This is a genomic window from Bradyrhizobium tropiciagri, assembly GCF_018130545.1.
Classification (GTDB): domain Bacteria; phylum Pseudomonadota; class Alphaproteobacteria; order Rhizobiales; family Xanthobacteraceae; genus Bradyrhizobium; species Bradyrhizobium tropiciagri_A.
The window spans coordinates 1-18,492 of the sequence record NZ_JAFCKF010000008.1 but is presented as its reverse complement, the minus strand read 5'-3'; the positions used below and the strand labels follow the sequence as shown (position 1 = coordinate 18,492).

Annotated in this window: 17 protein-coding genes and 1 pseudogene; 5 read left to right on the top strand and 13 right to left on the bottom strand. The window is 64.7% G+C overall.

Annotation, left to right across the window (positions count from 1 at the left end; translation table 11 throughout):
* Nucleotides 1-20: 20 nt before the first annotated feature.
* The 5 genes from JQ616_RS30075 to ispG form a co-directional block, all read right to left on the bottom strand.
* Nucleotides 21-653, bottom strand: coding sequence for a hypothetical protein (locus tag JQ616_RS30075; RefSeq protein WP_212020968.1), 633 nt, complete (start codon nt 651-653; stop codon nt 21-23).
* Entirely contained in the window at nt 650-1,693 is a 1,044-nt protein-coding gene (locus JQ616_RS30070) for a TAXI family TRAP transporter solute-binding subunit (protein WP_212020966.1), read from the bottom strand. Before JQ616_RS30070 ends, JQ616_RS30075 begins: the two co-directional genes overlap by 4 nt.
* A 63-nt stretch (nt 1,694-1,756) precedes the next feature.
* On the bottom strand, nt 1,757-4,003 hold the full coding sequence (locus tag JQ616_RS30065; RefSeq protein ID WP_212020965.1) for a hypothetical protein: 2,247 nt from the start codon (nt 4,001-4,003) through the stop codon (nt 1,757-1,759).
* Nucleotides 4,004-4,282: 279 nt separating this feature from the next.
* Complete coding sequence (locus JQ616_RS30060; protein WP_212020964.1) at nt 4,283-5,176, bottom strand: TauD/TfdA dioxygenase family protein; 894 nt, start codon at nt 5,174-5,176, stop codon at nt 4,283-4,285.
* 272 nt (nt 5,177-5,448) lie between these two features.
* On the bottom strand, nt 5,449-6,738 hold the full coding sequence (gene ispG, locus JQ616_RS30055) for a flavodoxin-dependent (E)-4-hydroxy-3-methylbut-2-enyl-diphosphate synthase (RefSeq protein ID WP_212020963.1): 1,290 nt from the start codon (nt 6,736-6,738) through the stop codon (nt 5,449-5,451).
* Between the two features lie 258 nt (nt 6,739-6,996).
* Between ispG and JQ616_RS30050 the strand changes: the two genes are divergently transcribed.
* Nucleotides 6,997-7,872: a sulfurtransferase gene (locus JQ616_RS30050; protein WP_212020962.1), complete on the top strand. Its 876-nt coding sequence runs from the start codon at nt 6,997-6,999 to the stop codon at nt 7,870-7,872.
* 305 nt (nt 7,873-8,177) lie between these two features.
* On the opposite strand, the gene JQ616_RS30045 is transcribed toward JQ616_RS30050, so the two are convergent.
* The 3 genes from JQ616_RS30045 to JQ616_RS30035 all read right to left on the bottom strand — a co-directional run bounded on the left by JQ616_RS30045 (nt 8,178) and on the right by JQ616_RS30035 (nt 10,114).
* Nucleotides 8,178-8,366 carry a hypothetical protein gene (locus JQ616_RS30045; RefSeq protein WP_212020961.1) on the bottom strand — a complete coding sequence of 63 codons (189 nt, stop codon included), beginning with the start codon at nt 8,364-8,366 and terminating at the stop codon, nt 8,178-8,180.
* Between the two features lie 106 nt (nt 8,367-8,472).
* The gene (locus JQ616_RS30040) at nt 8,473-9,429 is read right to left on the bottom strand and encodes a DMT family transporter (protein WP_212020960.1); all 957 of its coding nucleotides are present in this window, start codon (nt 9,427-9,429) and stop codon (nt 8,473-8,475) included.
* A gap of 199 nt (nt 9,430-9,628) precedes the next feature.
* Nucleotides 9,629-10,114, bottom strand: a complete 486-nt coding sequence (locus tag JQ616_RS30035) for a Fur family transcriptional regulator (RefSeq protein WP_212021650.1) — start codon at nt 10,112-10,114, stop codon at nt 9,629-9,631.
* Nucleotides 10,115-10,278: 164 nt separating this feature from the next.
* On the opposite strand from JQ616_RS30035, the gene JQ616_RS30030 reads away from it, so the two are divergent.
* The 4 genes from JQ616_RS30030 to JQ616_RS30015 all read left to right on the top strand — a co-directional run bounded on the left by JQ616_RS30030 (nt 10,279) and on the right by JQ616_RS30015 (nt 15,192).
* Nucleotides 10,279-10,758 carry a MarR family winged helix-turn-helix transcriptional regulator gene (locus JQ616_RS30030; protein WP_249137468.1) on the top strand — a complete coding sequence of 160 codons (480 nt, stop codon included), beginning with the start codon at nt 10,279-10,281 and terminating at the stop codon, nt 10,756-10,758.
* Nucleotides 10,751-11,923: an HlyD family secretion protein gene (locus tag JQ616_RS30025; protein ID WP_212020956.1), complete on the top strand. Its 1,173-nt coding sequence runs from the start codon at nt 10,751-10,753 to the stop codon at nt 11,921-11,923. Before JQ616_RS30030 ends, JQ616_RS30025 begins: the two co-directional genes overlap by 8 nt.
* Nucleotides 11,924-12,027: 104 nt before the next feature.
* Nucleotides 12,028-13,584: an MDR family MFS transporter gene (locus JQ616_RS30020; RefSeq protein ID WP_212020953.1), complete on the top strand. Its 1,557-nt coding sequence runs from the start codon at nt 12,028-12,030 to the stop codon at nt 13,582-13,584.
* A 297-nt stretch (nt 13,585-13,881) separates the two neighbouring features.
* A complete protein-coding gene (locus tag JQ616_RS30015; RefSeq protein WP_050404758.1) occupies nt 13,882-15,192 on the top strand; it encodes an ABC transporter substrate-binding protein in 1,311 nt (436 codons plus the stop codon).
* Between the two features lie 194 nt (nt 15,193-15,386).
* Here the strand turns inward: JQ616_RS30015 and JQ616_RS30010 are convergent, their stop codons facing one another.
* From JQ616_RS30010 to JQ616_RS39480, 5 genes and pseudogenes are all read right to left on the bottom strand, one after another.
* Complete coding sequence (locus JQ616_RS30010) at nt 15,387-16,556, bottom strand: Gfo/Idh/MocA family protein (protein ID WP_212020952.1); 1,170 nt, start codon at nt 16,554-16,556, stop codon at nt 15,387-15,389.
* Nucleotides 16,557-16,572: 16 nt separating this feature from the next.
* The gene (locus JQ616_RS30005; RefSeq protein WP_212020951.1) at nt 16,573-17,424 is read right to left on the bottom strand and encodes a shikimate dehydrogenase; all 852 of its coding nucleotides are present in this window, start codon (nt 17,422-17,424) and stop codon (nt 16,573-16,575) included.
* Between the two features lie 17 nt (nt 17,425-17,441).
* Nucleotides 17,442-17,906, bottom strand: coding sequence for an SRPBCC domain-containing protein (locus tag JQ616_RS30000; RefSeq protein ID WP_212020950.1), 465 nt, complete (start codon nt 17,904-17,906; stop codon nt 17,442-17,444).
* Between the two features lie 11 nt (nt 17,907-17,917).
* On the bottom strand, nt 17,918-18,241 hold the full coding sequence (locus tag JQ616_RS29995; protein WP_212020948.1) for an ArsR/SmtB family transcription factor: 324 nt from the start codon (nt 18,239-18,241) through the stop codon (nt 17,918-17,920).
* A 155-nt stretch (nt 18,242-18,396) separates the two neighbouring features.
* Nucleotides 18,397-18,492, bottom strand: a pseudogene (locus tag JQ616_RS39480) (protocatechuate 3,4-dioxygenase subunit alpha); the annotation flags it as partial.

The following is an 18,492-nucleotide window of genomic DNA, read 5'->3' as shown; positions in this document are numbered from 1 at the left end:
AAAATCGGCGAACACACTTTTCAGTTTCCGGGCCTTGCAACCGCGAGCGGCCATTTGCAGATCGTGGCCATCCGCGCCCGCATCGCGTCCAATCCCGCGAGCGAGAAGGTTGCGTCATGGGCAGGCCCGGCACCGGCTGCGAGGTGGACGACAAGGACCGCGCCATCGGGAAGCGATTGCACCAGACGGACAACATCGCCCGCGACCGCGACGCCGGAGCCGGACGCCGGCGCGGTTGCCGCAGCCTGCGCCGGCTTGCCGTCATTGATGCGATACGAAATCGCATAGCCGTCGCTGCGGCCCGAGATCGCGGGTCCCGCAAAGGACAGTTCTGTCCGCCCGCTGCGGCACCGGATCGACAGCTTCATCGACGATTCCGCCGAACCAACACCCGCCAGTGTCGTCGCCGTGGCGATCGGTGAATAGTCGACGGGAGACATCGTCTCGCTGATCACCCAATTGTCGGCTTTCGACGCGTCGCGGCGGGCTGGTGCGGGGGCGTGCGACAGCTTGTCGAGACACTCCAGACGCGCGTCGTGCCCCAGCTGCGAGCAGGCCCGAAGCTGCGCCATGGGATCTTCCACCCTTTGCGCCAGGGCAATGCCGTCGATGACGGCGATTGCAGCAACCAGCGGGGCGGCAAGTCTGTTCATTGCGATGCCCGTGTCGTGTGCGCCTGGCGATCGAGCCAGGCCTGCGCGGCGGGGAAGCGCGGCAGACCCGGCACCGTCGCTCCGAGGTTGATCGATTTCCACTTCGGGTCGAAGCCCGGTCCCTGCAGCTTGTCGATACGCGAGAACAGGTGGTCGACAAACCGTGCAACGCGCTCGAAGCGGTTGCTGTTGGCCGGCCAATTGAAGGCAACCAACACGGTCGGTACGGATATCGTGGCGACGCGATCACCCTGCTTGATCAGGTTCGGGTAATCGGCGGCATCGAGAGCCGCCGGCAGATAATAGTCCTCGAACTTGCTGTCATACGGGACCGGCAGGAACTTGAAGCCGGCTTCAAATCGTCCCTTCACGAATGCATCGACCGGCTTTGAGGTGATGAACACGACGGCCGCCATCTCGCCTTTGCGCATCTGCTCGAGCGCGACCTGGTGCGGAATGAACGTCTTCTCGACCTCGATGCCGAGGCGGCTGAAGATCAGCGGACCCGAATAGGCCGCGGCGGTCCCCTGGCTGTTGAAGTTCACCTTCTTGCCGGCGAGATCGCTCAGGCTCTTGATTTCCGGCCGAACGAAGACATGCAGCTCGGACGGAAACAGATTCAGGACGTAGGCGATCCGCCGCTGGATGTCCGGCACCTGGCTCTTGTATTCCTCCAGTGCATCGGAATTGATAATCGCCGCGTCGATGCCGCGCAGATACAGCAGCGAGTTCAGATTCTCCACGGGCCCACGCGTCACCACGGGCAGAACGTGCAGATTGTCGCCGTCATCGACCACGCGGGCCATCTCAGCGGCGAGGCGGATCGGCGCGCCCTCGAGCAGGCCGCCGGCGAGACCCACGGTCCAGGCATTGATGGCCAGAGCTTCCGGCCTCGGCTGCGGCGATTCAGCCCGGATCAGGTGCGCCTTGTGGGGCTGACCATGTTGCGGCCGCGCATCCGCCGCAGGATGTAGCACTGGCAGCAACGACACCAGGGCCGCAAGCAGGAACAGCGGGCGTAATCCAACAGACCCTTTCATCGGCCAACTCCTTTGCAAGATGTTCGCATCAGCGCGTTCGTCCGTGCCGCGACGATCGTTTGATCAACGCAGCGCCTCGACTCGCGCCTTTGCTTCCTTGATTCCACCCGCCTCGGCCTTCGCGTAGAGGTCACGTGCCTTGGCCGCGTCGCCACGCGTGCCCAACGTGCCCCAGTTCGAGAGGGTCTGCGGATCGTAGGTTTCCGCGAGCGCGAAGCTTGCCTGGGCGCTGCCGGTCTCGGCGACGCGTTCCAACACGATCCGCGCACCACCGATGTCGCCCTGTTCCAGCAGCAAGCGCGCCCGTGCCATCAGTCTCGCCTCCTGCGCTCCGTCGTCAGGAGGGACCACAGTGTTGCTCGCCGCTTGGGGCGTAGCGGATCGATCGTCGATTGGCCGCGCCGGTGCGCTCGCCGACGCCGCCGACGTCGACCGGCCAGTGCTGCCGGTGGCGACCACCTCAGGCGCGACGGGCGGCGCTTTTGCCGCGAACGCAGCAATATCGCGGCGTGCCGACGCAAGATCCCGCTCCAATTGCTCGGCCTTGCCATGCTCCCGCTGCAGCAGGTTGCGCTGCTCGGCCGCGGCCTGCTCGGCAGCCTGCTTCATCCCGGCGGCCTGCGCGTTGGCTTCGGTTACCCGCGCCGCCTGCACATCGAGCTCGCGGCCTTTCGCCGTGAGATCGCGCGACAATTGTTCAGCCCGCTGCCGCTCTCGGTCGAGCGATTTTCGCAATTCGGCGGCATCGCTTGACACCGCCTGCTTGTGCTGTGCCGCCTCGTCGCTGGCTTTGGCCGCCTGGGCCTCATAGGCGTAGACCTTGCTACGCGCCGTCGCGAGATCCTGCGCCAGCGCATCGGCCCGCTCGCGCTCCTTCTGCATCGATCGGCGCAGGTCCGCAGCGCCGGTTTCCGTCGCCTGCTTCGCCTTGGCCAGTTCGTCACTCGCCTTGGCCGCCTGCGCGGATTGCGCTTCCACGTCACGACGCGCCGCCGCAAGGTCCAGCTCCAGCCGCGCGGCCCGTGCGTGCTCCTGCTCCAGCGACTTCTGCCGGTCGGCGTCACCGCTTTGCGAGGCCTGCTTCAGCTTCGCCGCCTCATCGCTTGCCTTGGCGGCCTGCGCGGCCTGAGTCGTCAGGTCACGACGCGCCGCCGCAAGCTCCTTCTCCAACCGCGCGGCCCACTCGTGCTCTTGCGCCAACGACTTCTTCAGATCCGCTGCGCCGCTCTGCGAGGCCTCCTTCAGCTTCGTCGCCTCATCGCCTGCCTTGGCCGCCAGCGCGGTTTGCGTCTCCACCTCGCGACGCGCCGCTGCGAGGTCCTTCTCCAGCTTCGCGGCCCGTTCATGCTCCTGCGCCAGCGACTTTTGCGAGTCCGCTGTGCTGCTTTGCGAGGCGGCCTTCAGCTTCGCCGCCTCATCGCCGGCCTTGGCCGCCAGCGCGGTTTGCGTCTCCACGTCACGACGCGCGGCGGCGAGGTCCTTCTCCAGCTTCGCGGCCCGTTCATGCTCCTGCGCCAGCGACTTCTGCGAGTCCGCGGCGCCGCTTTGCGAAGCCGCCTTCAGCTTCGCCGCCTCGTCGCCGGCCTTGGCCGCCAGCGCTGTCTGCGTTTCCACGTCGCGACGCGCCGTCGCGAGGTCCTTCTCCAGTTTCGCGGCCCGCTCGTGCTCCTGGTCGAGCGACTTCTGCAAGCCGGCTGCGCCGCTCTGCGAAGCCTGCTTCAGCTTCGCCGCCTCGTCGCCGGCCTTGGCCGCCAGCGCTGTCTGCGTTTCCACGTCGCGACGCGCCGCCGCAAGGTCCTTCTCCAGTTTCGCGGTCCGCTCCTGTTCTTGCTCCAGGGGCTTGCGCAAGTCCGTCTTGCCGTCTTGCGAAACCTGCTTCAGCTTCGCCGTCTCGTCGTTGGCCTTGACCAGCAGTGCGGCCAGTTTGTCGACGTCGAGACGAGCCACCGCCAGGTCCTGTTCCAGCTGCGCGGTTCGTCCACGCTCATCCCGCAACGACCGCTGCAACTCCGCCGTGCTGCCTTGCGGCACGTCCTTCAGCGACTTCTTCAGTTTTTCGGCTTCGCTCTGCAACGCATTCTCGACCCGGACCGAATTTTCGCGTTCCTTGGTCAGCAGATCCTGCAGCAGTTGAATATCTTGCCGCGCCGTCGCGAGTTCGCGGGCAAGCGCCTCCGCGCTTTGCGGCTGCTCCTTGGCTGGCGCGGCGTCGCCCGCAGGGCCGGTCTTGGCTTGTGCAAGCTGCTGGGAATCGCCGGTGATGGCATTGGACTGTGCGCGCGCTGCGCCGCCGGAACCCGATGCATCCAAGAGACACATCATCACAAGGGTCGCTGCGAACCACAGGGGAGCCGCAGGACGTATCGTCCTCGCGGGGAACGGCACTTGACCTGATTTGACGCGCAAGCATGCGCTCCGCGCGTCCAGTATCACCTGTCGCATGGTGATAACGCCCATTTCTGACGCGGCATCATAGGGCTCACCGGCTCGCGGATACTATGACCCGCAAGGGTTACCCCTGCTCACCGCGCAGCTTTGGACTGGGTTGAAGCTTTGGGCCGAGCTGAAGCATCGCGCTCAGCCGCGCACTCAGACCGGCCGTTCACCCTTCACGGTGACCCGGGTGCCGGAGCGGGTGTGCGGCCAGTAATCCCACATCGCGCGGTGCTGGGCGCAGCGGTTGTCCCAGAACGCGATCGCGTTCTCGGTCCAGCGGAAGCGGCACTGGAACAGTGGGTTCTCGGCATGCTGGTAGAGATAGGCCAGCATGGCATCGCTCTCGTCGCGGGGAATGCCGACGATGAAGCGGGTGAAGCCGCGGTTGACGTAGAGCGACTTTTTCCCGGTCACCGGATGGGTGCGCACGATCGGATGCTCGGCGCGCGGATACTCCCGTTTGTCGGCGACGCCATAGTTTGCATACAGCCCACGATAAGTCTGCTCGCCGTCATGCAGCGCGGTCAGCCCGTCGAGATAGGCCTTCATGCGGTCCGACAGCGCTTCATAGGCGGCGTACATGTTGGCGAACAGCGTGTCGCCGCCGCGTGGCGGGCACTGCTTGATATAGAGGATCGAGCCCATCGGCGGCTCGAGATCGCAGGACACGTCGGTGTGCCAGCCTTCGCCATTGGCGCGCGGGGAATCCTTGTCGGCATAGATCTTCATCAGGGCCGGATCGCCCTCGTTGGGCGCAGCCGGATGCACATGCAGCTCGCCGAACTTGCGGCCGAAAGCGAGATGCTGGTCGGGGCTGATATGCTGGTCGCGGAAGAAGATGACGAGGTTTTCGGCGAGTGCGCGATGGATCTCGTCCATCTGGCGGTTGGAGCGCGCATCGTCGGAGACGAGCTTGCCGATATCGACGCCGGAGATCTCCGCGCCGATGATCGGCGTCAGCTTCTCGACGCCGATGGTCTCATAGGGCTCGGATTGATCGGCGAGGTGGCGGTAGCGCGGACCTTGCTTCCCGGACAACGAGCTCATGGGCGTGCTCCCAATGGTTCTTGATTGGGAGGCATCGTAACGCGCGTCGGTGGAAGCGCAATCTGCGCCGCAAACATACCCGTCGTCCCGGACAAGCGCAGCGAAGCGGAGCGCAGATCCGGGACCCATAACCACTGGATTGGGTTTTGCGAAGGTTCGTAATGCCCATCTCGCGCCATAACCACCGCCGGTGGTTATGGGTCCCGGCTCCCGTGCGCAATTGCGCACTAGGCCGGGACGACGGCTGAGTGTGGGGCGAGAGCGGAGTGAATTTACTCCGCGGCGCCCGCCGTCTCCGGCAGCTTGGCGCCGGCGCCGTACTTCTGGTCGATATAGTCGATCACCAGCGCCTTGAAGTCGGCGGCGATGCCCGGACCGCGCAGGGTGCGGAACTTCTTGCCGTCGACGAACACCGGCGCAGCCGGCGCTTCGCCGGTGCCGGGCAGCGAGATGCCGATATTGGCGTGCTTGGATTCGCCGGGGCCGTTGACGATGCAGCCCATCACGGCGACGTTGAGCTCTTCGACGCCCGGATATTTGGTCTTCCAGGCCGGCATCTCGTCGCGGATGAAATCCTGGATCGAGCGCGCCAGCTCCTGGAACGTGGTCGAAGTGGTGCGGCCGCAACCCGGGCACGCAGCAACCAGCGGCACGAAGGTGCGGAAGCCCATGGTCTGCAGCAATTCCTGCGCGACCTGCACTTCCAGCGTGCGATCGCCGCCGGGCTCCGGCGTCAGCGAAATGCGGATGGTGTCGCCGATGCCCTGCTGCAGCAGGATGCCGAGCGCGGCCGAAGAGGCCACGATGCCCTTCGAGCCCATGCCGGCCTCGGTGAGGCCGAGATGGATCGCATAATCCGAGCGGCGCACGACTTCCTGATAGACCGCGATCAGGTCCTGCACGGCCGAGACCTTCGCCGAGAGAATGATCTTGTTCTTGGGCATGCCGAGCTCTTGGGCGCGGGCCGCCGACAGCAAGGCCGACTGCACCATCGCCTCGCGCGTCACCGCGCGGGCATCGCGCGGATTGGCTGACGCGGTGTTCTCGTCCATCAGCTTGGTCAGCAGCTCCTGGTCGAGCGAGCCCCAATTGGCGCCGATGCGCACCGGCTTGTTGTTCTTGTTGGCGATCTCGATGATGTCGCCGAACTGGGTGTCGCGCTTGTTCTTGAAGCCGACATTGCCGGGGTTGATGCGGTACTTGTCGAGCGCCTCGGCGCAGGCCGGATACTCGGCGAGTAGCTTGTGGCCGATGTAATGGAAATCACCGATCAGCGGCGTGGTGATGCCGCGCTTGCGCAGGCCATCACGGATGTGCGGCACGGCGGCCGCGGCTTCCTCGCGGTCGACGGTGATGCGCACCATTTCGGAGCCGGCACGCGACAGTGCGGCGACCTGGGCGATGGTGCCATCGATGTCGGCGGTGTCGGTGTTGGTCATCGACTGCACGACGATCGGCGCACCGCCGCCGACGGCGACGTTACCGACCATGACCTGCGTGGTGTGGTGCCGCGGTGCGGGACCGGCGACGTCGTCTTGCGGCAAAATCTCGGGCTTGTTCATGGCGTCTCGAATATCAGGTTTTGGTGACATTCACCAAGGGGGCGATGGGCCGCGCGCGAGGCAGGCCAAACGGTCATGTTTCGGAGTGAATTCAACAGCTTATGGCGCCGATTGAGGCCAAACGCAAGCCATGCAGCGGCGTCCTGCATGGTCAGCTATATTGGGCCGAATTGGGGTGAATCAAAGGGCAAAGTGACCGCTTTTCATGTGATCCGGCGCATCTTAGCATCCCGTTAAGACATGCCGGGAGGACGTGACATGGCCGATCATAGCGAGCTGATCACCACGGCGGAACTTGCCGAGATCCTGACCCGGCCCGAGTTACGGCTGTTCGACTGCACCACCTATCTGGAGCCGGCGCCGGCCGGCAGCAATATTCCCTATGTTGTCGTCTCCGGCCGCCAGACGTTCGAGGCCGGGCATATTCCGGGCGCGAATTTCCTCGATCTGCAGGCCGAATTCTCCGATGCCCATACCGATCTGCGCTTCATGATGCCGCCGAGAGCCCAGCTCGAGGCCGCGTTCGGCCGCCACGGCATCTCGGCCAACAGCCGCGTGGTGCTGTATTCGATCGGGACCGCGATGTGGGCGACGCGGTTCTGGTGGATGCTGCGCTCGCTCGGCTTCGAGGGCGCCGCGGTGCTCGACGGCGGCATCGACAAATGGATCGCCGAGGGCCGCGACATCGAGACTGGCCTTGCCGGCGGCTATCCGCAGGCCGCGTTTCCGGCGCGGCCGAAGGACGGCATGTTCGTCGACAAGCATGACGTGCTCGCCGCCACCACGGAAGCTGACACCGTCATCGTCAACGCGCTCGGCCCGCAATTCTACAAGGGGCTGGAGCCGAGCCGTTACGGCCGACCCGGCCGCATCCCCGGCAGCGTCAGCGTGCCGGCGGCGAGCTTGATCGATCAGAAGGCCAAGACGTTCGTGCCGCTCGAGGAAGCCGAGGCAACCTTCGCTGCGCAGGGGATCACCAGGGACAAGCGCATCGTCGCCTATTGCGGCGGCGGCATCTCCGCAACCATCGACCTGTTCCAGCTGCATCGGCTCGGCTTCGACAATCTGACGCTCTATGACGGCTCGATGGGCGAATGGGCGAAGGATGCGGAGTTGCCGATCGAGCGGGGGTAGTGGCGAGCGCACCGCTCTCTCCCCAACGTCGTCCTGGCGAAAACCAGGATCCATAACCACCGCATTTGGACATGAACGGGACAGCGGCCCCAGCGTCGCGCGACAACCGACATTTGGGCAATGGGTCCTGGCTTTCGCCAGGACGACGATGAGGATGGTGGTCGATTCAAGACGCCAAACGGCGCGGTGTCATCACCCGCGAAAGCGGGTGATCCAGTATTCCAGAGACGCCAGTGCTTGAGCCGAGAGGCCGCGGCGTACTGGATCGCCCGCTCGAGCCGGGCGGATCAGGATCTCACCATCGTTCAAGCCCGCTTCTTGACGATCTCAAAGCCTCGAGCCGCCAATTCCTTCAGAATGCTCCTTGCCAAATGGGAGCACTCATCCGGCTTGATCCAGCACGAACTGCGCCAGTCCGGATCATCCTCTCTGGAATATGCGGTGAACGCGGACCGGATTCCGGCTTCGATTGCATCGGTGGCATCGATTGGCATCGGCGCGCCTCCACGGCATCTCACGCGTGGTAGGCTTCACGGAATGTTGGTGGCAACATTGATGTAGATCAACATCGGACCGCGGGCTTCGCCTTGCACCGTGGCCTCACGCCGGAACGTTCGGATCCGGCGTCACCTTCGGGTCGGGCTTGTTGACGAGATAGAGGCCCGCGATCACGAACAGCGCGGCGACGCCGAACACCGCCGTCAGGGTGTCGTGCATGATGAAATAGGCCGCGACCACGCCGAACAATGGCGTGACGAAGGTGAAGGCCGACAGCTTGCTGGCTGAATAGGTCTTCACCATCGCAAACCAGATCACGAAAGTGCAGCCCACCACCCAGACCGCCTGATAGGCGAGCAGCGAAATCGACAGAGCGCTCGGCATGTGCGTGATCTGCTCGCCCGAGATCCAGGCGGCGAAGCCGAGGATCGGAACCGACACCGCGGCCTGGTAGCCGAGCGCTTTTTCGGGCGCGGCCTTGCGCAGATTGGTGCCCTTGGCGACCAGCGTGGTTGCGGCCCACAGCACGCCGCCGCCGACCACCAGGAGATCGCCGAGCAACACCTTCGCATCGACGTTCGGCTGCGGCACGCCGATCGCGAGCGCAACGCCGGCAAAGCTCAGCGCCAGGCCGCTCCACTGTGTTGCGCTCAGCCGCTCGCCGAGGAACTGGTGCGAGCCGAGCGCGACGAAGAACGGCGCGGTGTAGAGGAACACCGAAGCGCGCGATGCCGAGGTGAAGACGAGCCCGGTGAAGATCAGCACGAACTCAATTCCGAACATCAATCCAGCGACGAGGCCGGGCACGAGCGTGCCGTCGCGTTCGAAGAATTTCACGCCGCGCAGCCACCCGACGATCAGCATCACCGGCAGCGCGCCGGCGGAGCGGATCATCGCCTGCAGCATCGGCGGCACGTCGGGCAGCGCGAGCTTGACCGCGAGCTGGTTGAAGCCCCAGCTCACGCACAGCATCAGCATCACGGCGATGGCGCCGGGCGGCAGCCCGTGGCCGACGCTGACGGGCCTGGTGACGGGGGCTGTGATCGCTTGGGTCGACATGTTTCCTCGCGGGCCGGCTTGCTGCCGTGTTGTTGTTAGGCGGACTGCGTCGTCCCTGCGAAAGCAGGGACCCATATGCCGCGGCCGGTGTTGTGGACGAGACTTGTCGTTCCAGCGTCGTATAACAATTGAGGACGGTGGTTATGGGTCCCTGCTTTCGCAGGGACGACGCCGCGGTAAGGACTTTGGCCGCGCTCGATCATTTCTGGCAATGCGCGCAGGTGCCGGCGATCTCGACCACGGAGAGCTTCGGGATGAACCCGGAGGCACGCGCCGCGGCGGTCAGGCTCTGCGCGACAGGCGCGGCGGGGATCTCGCCGACCGAGCCGCAATGGTCGCAGATCAGGAACGCCACCATCGAGGCCTCGTCATGGTCGTGGGCGCAGGCGAGGAAGGCGTTGCGGCTCTCGATGCGGTGGACGAGGCCGTTCTCCATCAGGAAGTCGAGCGCGCGATAGACGGTAATCGGTGCCGGACGCGGCATCGTCTTGGCCAGCTCGTCGATCACCTCATAGGCGCCGAGCGGGCGATGGCTCGACAGCAGCGCTTGCAGCACCTGACGCCGGATCGGGGTGAATTTCTGGCCGCGGCGGGCACAGACCTGCTCGGCATGCGCCATCGCGTCCGCGGCGCAACGGCCGTGATCGTGGTCGGGGGCAGGAAATGTCGGCTTGGCCAGGCTCATTGCCTCGATATGTAGCATTTTCGCGCCCGTTCCCATAGCCCGGCCCCACCCAATACCCCGCCGCCATGCAGCCATGCCCGCAATGCGGAGCAGCCCTCCGTTAACCCGACGTGCGGAATTAATAAGCAAGCTTATTATATTCCAAGCTTATGGAGGTACGATCGATGCGCGGTTCCGTGGACACGGAGTTCATGTTTACGCTGGGCGAACTGTTCCGGCTGATCCGCGTCTATGCCGACAAGGAGGCCGCGCGCTACGGCATCACCCGCGCGCAATGGGCCGTGTTGTTCCGGATCGAGCGCAACGAGGGCATGAAGCAGACCGAGCTCGCCGAGTTGCTCGAGATGCAGCCGATCACGCTGACACGGTTGATCGACAAGCTCTGCGACAATGGCTGGATCGAGCGCCGCAGCGACGAGAACGACCGCCGCGTCAACCGCCTCTATCTGAAGAAGGCCGCCCGCCCGCTGCTCGGCAAGCTCGCCGGCCTCCGCTCCGAAATCACCGCGACCGCGCTCGAGGGCATCAGCCCCGCTGATGCGCATCGCCTGCTCACTCAATTGGAATCGATCAAGGAAAACGTTCGCAATGCCATCCAAAGCCCAGCCGGCGAACCCTCCCGAAAGGAACAGCGCTATGGCTGAACCCGTCCTCAAGCTGGCTCCCGAGCAGAAGAGCAATCCGGACGCACACGTGCCGGCCGGCAAGGCCAGCCGCGCGCCGCGCCGTCGCCTGATGGCAGGACTGCGGCGCTATCGCCGCGTGCTGCTGCTCGTCGTGCTGCCGACCGCGGCTGCGATCGGCGGCATCGTGTTCTATCTCAATGGCGGGCGCTATGTCGGCACCGACGACGCCTATGTCGGCGCACAGAAGGTGCTGATCACGCCGGAAATCTCCGGCAAGATCGACAAGATCGTCGTCAAGGAAGGCCAGCACGTCAAGAAGGGCGACGAGCTATTCGAGATCGATCCGGTGCCGTTCCGCCTCGCGGTCGCGCAGGCCAAGGCCGCGCTCGACCAGACCAGAACCACCTATGACACGCTGGTCGACAACATCAAGATCAACACCAGGATGCTGGAATTCGCCCAGCAGAGCATCGAACTGAAGAAGCGCGACGTCGAGCGCAAGTCGACGCTCGCCAAGCAGAATTTCGGCTCGCAGCTCGACCTCGACAACGCGGCCAACGCGCAGGTGACCGCCGAGAGCCTGGCGCAATACATCAAGCAGCAGATCTCAAAGGACAAGACGCAGCTGCTCGGCGATGTCGACCTGCCGATCGAGCAATTCCCGGCCTATGCCCAGGCCAAGGCCAAGCTCGACGACGCCCAGCGCAATCTCGATCACACCGTGCTGCGCGCGCCGATGGACGGCGTCGCGACCCAGGTCGACCAGATCCAGCTCGGCCGCTTCGTCACTGCGGGCGCGCCGGTGTTCTCGGTGATCGACGTCGACCATCCCTGGGTCGACGCCAATCCGAAGGAAAGCGACTTCACCTATGTCGCGGTCGGCCAGCCGGTTGAGCTCGATGTCGACGCATTCCCGAACCATCAGTTCAAGGGCAAGATCGGCTCGCTGTCGCCGGGCACCGGCGCGCAGTTCGCGATCCTGCCGCCGCAGAACGCCACCGGCAACTTCGTCAAGGTGGTGCAGCGCGTGCCGGTGCGGATCTATTTCGACGAGAACGATCCGTTCGTGAAGAAGCTGAAGGCCGGCATGAGCGTCTACGCGACGATCGACACCAACCACCGCCGCTCGCTGGCCGGCCTGCTTGGAATGGGCTCGGCCTCCGCGCACCCGGATCACCAGTAGAGACCTTGCGAATTCAGGTCGTGTTTGCCGACCGCAGAGATAGCGCGTTCCCTCTCCCGCTTGCGGGGGAGGCGATTAAGATCGCTGAACCAGGACTGAACTGAATGAATGCACCGTCACCATCAGCCGTGCCCGGCATGCGCCGGAACATGGTGACGATCTGCGCGATGACCGCGACGATCATGCAGGCGCTCGACACCACGATCGCCAACGTCGCGCTGCCCTATATGCAGGGCTCGCTGTCGGCCTCGCAGGACCAGATCAACTGGGTGCTGACCTCCTACATCGTCGCGGCCGCGATCATGACCGCGCCGGTGGGCTGGATCGCCAACCGCTACGGCCGCAAGCGCATCTTCATCATCTGCTCGGCCGGCTTCACCCTCGCCTCGGTGCTGTGCGGCCTGGCGCAGGACATCAACCAGATGGTGCTGTTCCGCCTGCTGCAAGGCGTGTTCGGCGCCGCGTTGGTGCCGCTGTCGCAGGCGGTGATGCTCGACTCCTACGCGCTGCATGAGCGGGCGAAAGCGATGTCGATCTGGGGCATGGGCGTGATGATGGGCCCGATCATGGGGCCGTCATTGGGCGCGTGGCTGACCGAGACCTATTCCTGGCACTGGGTGTTCTTCGTCAATCTGCCGTTCGGCGCGATCACCGTGCTCGGCCTTGCCGTGTTCATGGACGAGACCAAGCAGGACCTCAATCTGCGCTTCGACTGGTTCGGCTTCGGCGCCCTCGCAATCGCGATCGGCTCGCTGCAGCTCGCGCTCGACCGTGGCGAGCAGCTCGGCTGGCTGGAATCCAACGAGATCATGATCGAATTCATCATCTCCGCAGTCGGCTTCTATTATTTCTTCGCCCATTCGCTGACCACCAGCCGGCCGTTCATCCAGTTCGCGCTGTTCAAGGACAAGAATTTCCTCGGCGGCTGCGTGTTCATGACGGTGATGGGGCTCGTGCTGTATTCGACCATGGCGCTGTCCTCGCCCTACCTGCAGAACGTGGTCGGCTATCCGATCATCACTGCCGGCCTGCTGCTGGCGACGCGCGGCTTCGGCACCTTCGTCGCGATGATGCTGGTCGGCCGCCTGATGCGCTACATCGAGGCGCGCACGCTGATCATCTCCGGCCTCGGGCTGACCGCGGCGTCGCTGTTCCAGATGACCGGCTGGACCGACATGACGCAGGCGAACGAGATCATCGTCGTCAGCGTGATCCAGGGTTTCGGCTTCGGCCTCGTCTTCGTTCCGCTGTCGACGGTGGCGTTCCTGACGCTGCCCAACCATCTGCGCACCGACGGCACCTCGATGCTGACGCTGCTACGCAACGTCGCGAGCTCGGTCGGCATCTCGATCGTGATCGCGCAGCTGACGGAAGGCGGACGGCGGATCTACGCGAAACTGTCGGAACAGATCAACCCGTTCAACCACGCGCTGCAGATGCCCGACGTGTCAGGGATGATTAACCTCAACACCGACGCCGGCCGTGCGATGGCCGACCGGATGGTGGCAGCACAGTCGCAGATCATCGCGTTCTCGCACGACTATCAGCTGGTGATGATCTTCATCCTGGTCTCGATCCCGCTCGCGCTGATGATCGGCTCGACCAAGACCGCATTGCGCGCGCAGTCGGCGCCGTCGGATCATGCCGCGGTGATGGAGTAGGCTCACGCAGTCCACCACCGTCGTCGTCCCGGCCTAGTGCGCAATTGCGCACGGGGGCCGGGACCCATAACCACAGGGTCGTGTTGTGAGAGGGACTGCGGCTCCAGCGTCGCACAACAATTTGCATTCGGGGCAATGGGTCCCGGCTTACGCCGGGACGACGTAAGAAAGGCGAGCTCCCCCTACCAATGAGCGAGCCGCAGCACCCGCGAGCCGCGTTGACATTCCGCCGCCTGCTCCCAATACTCCGCGAAAAATAAACCCGTCACACAAGCGACGGTTTCAGGGGAGGACGCGATGCCGACTTCACGCAGGACACTGCTGAAGACTTCAGCGGCTGCCGCCGCTGCTTTCAGCTTCGATTGGACACGCGCGCAGGCGCAGGCCGAGACGGTCCGGATCGGCGTGATCTATGATTTGACCGGCCCGTTCGCGGCCGGCGGCTCGGTCGCCTCCTCGATCGGCACCCAGATCGCGATCGATCTCGTCAACGAGAAGGGCGGCGTCGGCGGCAAATACAAGATCGCGCCGGTCAATGTCGATTCCCAGAGCAAGCCTGATGTCGCGATCAACGAGGCCAATCGGCTGATCGACCAGGAGAAGGTCGACATCCTCAACGGCGTATTCGCGAGCTCGCACGCGGTGCCGCTTGCCGCCAAGGTCGAGCAGCAGAAGCGGATCCTCTGGATCACGACCGCGGTCTCGACCGCCGTGTTCAAGGACAAGAACCTGCAATACGTGTTCCGCGCCCAGATCCATTCCGACCAATACGGCCAGGCCTTCGGCGGCTTCCTCGGCGAGCACGCCAAGGCCAGGCTCGGCATGGAGCCGAAGGACGTCAAGGTCGCGCTGATCCATGAGGATGGCCCCTACGGCGTCGGCGTCGCCGCAGCCGACGAGATGTTCGCGAAGGAAGCAGGACTTCAGGTCGTGCTCAAGGAAGGCTATTCGGCCTCCGCGCCCGACCTTTCGGTGCTGGTGACCAAATTGAAGCGCGCCAAGGCCGACATCATCTCGCATGCCGGTTACAACCCCGACATCACGCTGTTCCTGCGCCAGGCGCGCGAGAGCGGACTGAAGTTCAAGATGCTGTTCGGCGCCGGCGCCGGCTACAGCCAGCTCGACAAGTTGCGCACGACATTCGGCGCCGACATCGACAATTTTTGCAACATCGATCCGGTGCCGGCGCAGCTGCTCGATCCGGCCAAGCTCGCGCCGGGGGTCGGCGACCTCACCAAGGTGATGGTCGCGCGCTATCGCGAGAAGACCAGCGCCACCGAAGTGCCGCCGCACTGCTCGATGGGCTTCAACCAGACCTGGGTCCTGCTCAACAATGTACTGCCGGTCGCCAAGGAGAAATATGGCGGCTTCGATCCCGAGGCCATCCGCAAGGCGGCGCTCGACGTCGACATCCCGCCGGGCGGCACCATCCAGGGCTATGGCGTGAAATTCTATCCGCCGGGCACGCCGATGTCCGGCCAGAACGAGCGCTCGACCCCGGTCGTGATGCAGAACGCCGGCGAGCGCATCACCGTGGTGTGGCCGACCAACATCCGGACGCAGGATCCGGTGTTTCCGTTGCCGAAGGGATCAGTGTACGGGGCGTAGATTTCCGGCTCTTGCAGCACGTTGGGAGCTTAGTCCCGTCATCCTGAGGAGCGGCCTCTTGGCCGCGTCTCGAAGGATCGACGGCAACCAGCGGGGCCGCGCACCCTTCGAGGCTCGCTCCGCTCGCACCTCAGGATGACGGGTCTAGCATAAGCAAGCGAGAACAGAGCAATCACGCGGCTCCTCGCACGCGGCTACAACACTACCCGCCTGCCCTCATCCGCCGCCCAATAGCCGGCGTAATTCACCTTCGTCGTCTCATACGCCAGCGCGAGATCGGCGAGCGGCTGCCGGCCCGTTGCTACGCACTCCATGAAATCCTGGATCTCCTGCAAGTAGCCGCGGGTCCATTCCTCCTCGAGGCAGACGTACTGCCAGCCGGTTTTGCGGTCGACCTTCTCGGTGATGTAGACGCTCGCGAGCTTCTCCTCTGAGGTCTGGTAGCTCGTTAAGTGCGTGTTCGGCGTGATGTTGGCGAACAGCGAGCCGCCGCTCGTATAGGTCTCGATCAGATTGCGCACGCCGCCCATGATCATGTCGCCGGAGAACACCGTGGCCTTGGTGCCGTCCGAGAAGGTCGCGGTCAGCGTGCCCCAATCCTCGACATCGACCGGATTGGCCTTGATATAGGCGCGCTCCTCCGGCTTGAGGCCGGCGGTGACGTTGCCGACATCGCAGGTGACGCTCGCGACCGTGATGGTCTCGCCACGCGCGCGGGCCTCGACCTGCTTGAGATAGAGTACGGCAGACAACGGATGGCAGCCCATCCGGATCAGCGAGCCGCCGCCGGTCATCGCCCACTCCGCGGCATGCGCCGCATGCGAGCCGGAATGGCTCTCCTCGCCCTTCATGAACAGGATCTTGTCGCCGGTGGCGCGGATGATCTCCGCGGTCTTGGTCACCGCCGGAGCGTAGATCCAGTCCTCGGCATACATGAACAGCCTGCCAGTCTTTTCGATCGCGGCGCGCGTTGCCTCCATCTCTTCCATGACACGCTGATACATCAGAGCCTTCGGCACATTTTTGCCGATCGGCGCCTTGTCGCCTTCACGGCCGAAATAGCCGCTGAACGGCTTCTCGCAGATCACGTGCTTGCCGGCCTGCATCGCCTCGACGATCATCGCGGCGTGCAGGTTCGGCGGCGTACAGATGTCGATGACGTCGAGCTCGCGGTCGGCGATCAGCTCGGCGAAGCTGCGATAGGCGTTCGGAATCCGGTGCTTGCGGGCAAAGGCATTGACATGATCGCCGCGCGCCGCGACCGCCCTCACCTCGACATCAACGCCATAGACGCGCCGGTACGCATACATGTGCAGCTCGGACACGAAGCCGCAGCCGGCCAGACCGATCCTGATTTTTGTCATTATGTGTCTCCGCCCCTCAGGCGGGCGTAGCGTAGCGTGCGGCCATCACGGCGTCGAACGCATTTCCCATCACAGCATGCGGCGGCTCCAGTCCCGTGAACAGCTTGAACGCATCGGCCGATGCGTTGATCGCGAGGTCGCGTCCGGTCAGCACACTTGCGCCTCTCGCTTTTGCGGCTGTCAGCAGCGGCGTCCAGAGCGGCGTGTAGACCGCGTCGGCGACCCACATCGACGGATGCAGCAGCGCGTCCGGCACCGGCGTGTCGCGGCTCGGCAGCATGCCGACCGGCGTCGCATTGACGAGACCTGCCGCGCCTTCCACCGCCGCCGCGACGCTGGCGGCGTGCACCGCATGACGATCGGCCAACTGGGCCGCAAGCTGCGCGGCCTTGGCGGCATCGGCATCGAAAATCCTGACCCCGGCAACGCCGAGGCCGGCGAGCGCGAAGGCGATCGCCTTGCCGACGCCGCCGGCCCCGATCAGCGCGATCGGCCCGCGCGGCGCTGACGCAAGCCGCGGTTCGATCGCACGCGCGAATCCGGTCGCATCGGTGTTGTGACCGACCAGCCGCGCGTCACGGGCGACGATGGTGTTGACCGCGCCGATCGCGCGCGCATCCGGCGCGAGCTCGTCGATGAGATCGACCACTGCCTCCTTGTAGGGAAAGGTGACGTTGACGCCGGCAAAGCCGAGTCGCCTGATGCCCTCCAGCATCGCACGCAGCTCGTCGCGCCCGGCCGCCTTCACCTCGATCAGCTGGTAGTGGCAGCGGACGCCGAGCGCTGTGGCGGCGCGCTCGTGCATCGCAGGCGCCGCCGAATGCGCGATCGGATAGCCAATCAGACCGGTCAGGAATCGGTCGCGCATTGTCCCTCACATCGGGTTCAGCTCATGCGGTCGAGCCGAGCATAGCTGTCTTCCATGCCGTGCTCCATGCCGGTCGCGAGCATCGCCGCGCGCGTCTCCGCGTTCGGCAGCGTCATCCGCATGGTCATCACAGTGCCGCCACCGTCGGGCGCGAAGCGCGTCTCGACATGATTGTCCGGCGTCGGATCGGGCAGATGCATCCGTCCGACATGCACGATGCGGCTGAACGGCTCGAGCACGAGATACTCGCCGGTCTGATAGAAGTCGCCACCTTTGCCATTTGACCATTCGAAACGGATCTTGCCGCCGGGCCTGAGCTCGCTGATGCAGACCGGCATGGTCCAGCCATCGGGACCGAGCAGCCATTTCTGCAGCAGCTCCGGCTCGGTGTGCGCGCGATACACCGCCTCCGGAGGCGCGATGAAGCGCCTGACGACAACGATGGTGTGGTCGCCTTCGGTCTTCAGCGTCATCTTGCTCATGGGGACACCCTTCACGTCTCAGGCTTCATGGCGGCCAGCACTCCGTCCAGCCGGTCGTAATTGGTTTCCAGCGCGCGGCGCAGCATGCCGAGCCATTGATCGATCTCGGTGACCGCCGTCGGCGCGAGCCGGCACGGCCGCTTGGTGCCCTCGATCCGCCGCACGATCAGGCCGGCGCCCTCGAGCACCTTGAGATGGCGGGAGATCGCGGGCTGGGTCAGCTCGAACGGCTCGACCAGCTCCATGACCGTCGCTTCGCCTAACGCGAGACGCGCCAGGATCGCCCGGCGGGTCGGGTCGGCGAGCGCGGAAAAGGCTGCATCGAGGTTGGCCATACTTGATCTCGCATCGGTTATATAACAATAGTGTTATATAATCGATTGCGTATGGTCAAGCAAAATCCGCTGCGGCGAAGGCGCACAGCGGATTGGTCGTCTTTCAATGCGGGATTTGCGCGCCGCTCACGGCGGGCAAAGGCAGACGCGACCAGCTAGACGTCGAAGAACACCGTCTCGTTGTCGCCCTGCAGATGGACGTCGAAGGTGTAGGTGCTGGCTGCACCGGCCTTCTTCGCAATCAACGTCGC